A 2430-nucleotide genomic window follows, 5' to 3' on the forward strand; every position below is an offset into this window, starting at 1 on the left:
ACCCGCCATCTCGGACGAAGCGCAAAAAGCGCACGACGAATCGTGCGCTATGATGCAAGGGTTGATCTAGTAGGTCTGGGCAGGAATGCCAACAGCAAAAATCCCGTTTTTGACTGCACCTGACCGCAGCGCCCTCAAAGCAGACGTTGACCGGGCGAAGACAAGGCTCAGGCCTTAACGGCATCCTCCAGCGCGGCGCGGAATGCGCTGAAACGCTTGTTGGCAGGCCCCCAAGGAAAGGCAAAGCCGGGATCAGGCTGGCGCCACCCCTTGCCATAGTTGACCTCCAGCATGGCTTCGGCATTTCGCGGGATCGGCAAACCCGTTGTTTCGCACGCAGCCAACGGTAAAAGATCATCCTCAGCCAGCTCTCCGCAGGTATGAGGATAAAGGTACACACGGCCCTCCTCGATCCATGCGGGGAACACATCAATGTTCACACCGCTGGTCGAGCTGAGCTTGAATATCCCCAAGTTGCGCCGCTCGCGGGATTTGACAAGGCCGCGCCCCACAAGCACATCAATTCCGGCAGTCCACAAAGCTGCTGCCTCGACGGGATCTTTGGCGGGCATAACAACGGCGATATCCACATCGTCGTCATGATCAATAAATCGCCCTTCGCGAATGGCACCCAGCAACGTTCCAGAGTTCAGGAACGCAGGGCCGAACACCTCGGCTGCCGTTGCGATCGCCGCCTCTGTATCGCGCCACAATTGCGGTTGATCCACGTCGGTCAGCGCCGTGTTAAACGTGACCCCCTCCAGCGAAAATCCGTTCTCTTCGGCCGCAGCAATGCGATCCACAAACGCGAGGTACTCGGCCTGCTCGTCATTTGCGATGCGGGCCTGATACAATTTATAAAGCGGCTTTTGCGCCCGGCGCGGACGCTTGCCCCGTGCGATAACGACGGCGGCAAAGGCCTCCAGCGCCAGCGGTGTCAGGCCCGCAGCATCGGAAAGACCCAACGCGTCAAAAGCCTCTACCGCGGCTGCACCGTCATACGGCGCCGTGCCTCCGGACAAATGAGCCAACGCATTGTCGCGCAGCGCAGTGAGCGTGGCACCTGTTTTTTCATCGTACATATCAGCTTTGGTCACAGCACTCGGTCCTCGTTTTTCGCTACATTCGGGGCGGATGCGGTGCGACACAATGGACCGCTGCGGCAGACCTGCAAACATCCCGCCAAGAGAGTCACTATTGCAACACCCCCGCAAAACGAAAAAGAGCGGGCGCAAGGCCCGCTCCGTCTCAAATCCTCTGGGAGTAACGCTTACTCGGAAGCAGCGTTGTCCACCGATACAGTCACGCCCGGGCCCATTGTGGAGCTCAGTGCAACTTTCTGCATGTACGACCCTTTTGCGCCTGCAGGCTTGGCTTTGGCAACCGCGCCAACAAAGGCACGGATGTTTTCAACCAGCTTGTCCGCGTCGAAGGATGCTTTGCCAACGCCTGCATGGACGACACCGCCCTTTTCAGCTTTGAACTGCACTTCGCCGCCTTTGGCCGCAGCAACAGCAGCAGCAACATCCATTGTCACTGTACCGACTTTAGGGTTTGGCATCAGGTTGCGTGGGCCCAGAACTTTACCCAGACGACCTACAACAGGCATCATGTCAGGTGTTGCGATGCAGCGATCAAAGTCGATCTTGCCGCTCATCACGATGTCCATCAGGTCTTCGGCACCAACGATATCGGCACCAGCGGCTTTCGCCTCGTCCGCCTTGTCGCCACGGGCGAAAACGGCAACACGCAAGTCTTTACCTGTACCGTTCGGCAGGCCGACAACACCGCGGACCATCTGGTCTGCGTGACGTGGGTCAATCCCGAGGTTCATTGCGATCTCGATGGTTTCGTCGAACTTTGCGCTCGCGTTACCTTTGATCAGGGCCACAGCTTCTTCAACTGTGAGGTTCTCTTTGCCAACGAATGCTTCGCGTGCGGCGCGGATGCGCTTACCAAGTTTAGCCATATTACTTAACCTCGATGCCCATGGACTTTGCGGAGCCCAAGATGATTTTCATCGCCTGTTCCACATCGTTTGCGGACAGATCCTTCATTTTCGCTTCTGCAATCTCGCGCAGCTGCTTTGGTGTGATGGACCCAACGGTTTCACGGCTTGGTGTCTTGGCGCCGGAATTCACTTTGGCCGCTTTCTTCAGGAAGTAGGACGCTGGTGGCGTCTTGATGTCCATTGTGAAGGACTTATCCTGATAGTAGCTGATCACGGTCGGGCAAGGTGCACCTGGCTCAAGGTCTGCTGTTTTTGCGTTGAACGCTTTACAGAATTCCATGATGTTGATGCCGCGCTGACCCAATGCTGGACCGACTGGCGGGGACGGGTTTGCTTGACCCGCTTTAACTTGCAACTTCATCGTACCGACGAGTTTCTTGGCCATTGGCCTTCTCCTTTGCAACGCCCCTTGGTCGCGA

General features: G+C 57.1%; 3 protein-coding genes. All 3 read right to left on the reverse strand.

Annotation, left to right across the window (positions count from 1 at the left end; all coding sequences use genetic code 11):
- Nucleotides 1-167: 167 nt before the first annotated feature.
- Entirely contained in the window at nt 168-1097 is a 930-nt protein-coding gene (locus WBC85_RS01740) for a LicD family protein (RefSeq protein WP_424432961.1), read from the reverse strand.
- Nucleotides 1098-1270: 173 nt separating this feature from the next.
- A complete protein-coding gene (gene rplA, locus WBC85_RS01745) occupies nt 1271-1969 on the reverse strand; it encodes a 50S ribosomal protein L1 (RefSeq protein ID WP_424432962.1) in 699 nt (232 codons plus the stop codon).
- A 1-nt stretch (nt 1970) separates the two neighbouring features.
- Nucleotides 1971-2396, reverse strand: coding sequence for a 50S ribosomal protein L11 (rplK, locus tag WBC85_RS01750; protein ID WP_424432963.1), 426 nt, complete (start codon nt 2394-2396; stop codon nt 1971-1973).
- Nucleotides 2397-2430: the final 34 nt, after the last annotated feature.

The organism is Planktotalea sp., assembly GCF_049680325.1.
GTDB lineage: Bacteria > Pseudomonadota > Alphaproteobacteria > Rhodobacterales > Rhodobacteraceae > Planktotalea.

Excerpts from the sequence above, each read along its gene's own strand:
- rplA (WP_424432962.1), bottom strand. The coding sequence starts at position 1,969 with ATGGCTAAACTTGGTAAGCGCATCCGCGCCGCACGCGAAGCATTCGTT.
- rplK (WP_424432963.1), bottom strand. The coding sequence starts at position 2,396 with ATGGCCAAGAAACTCGTCGGTACGATGAAGTTGCAAGTTAAAGCGGGT.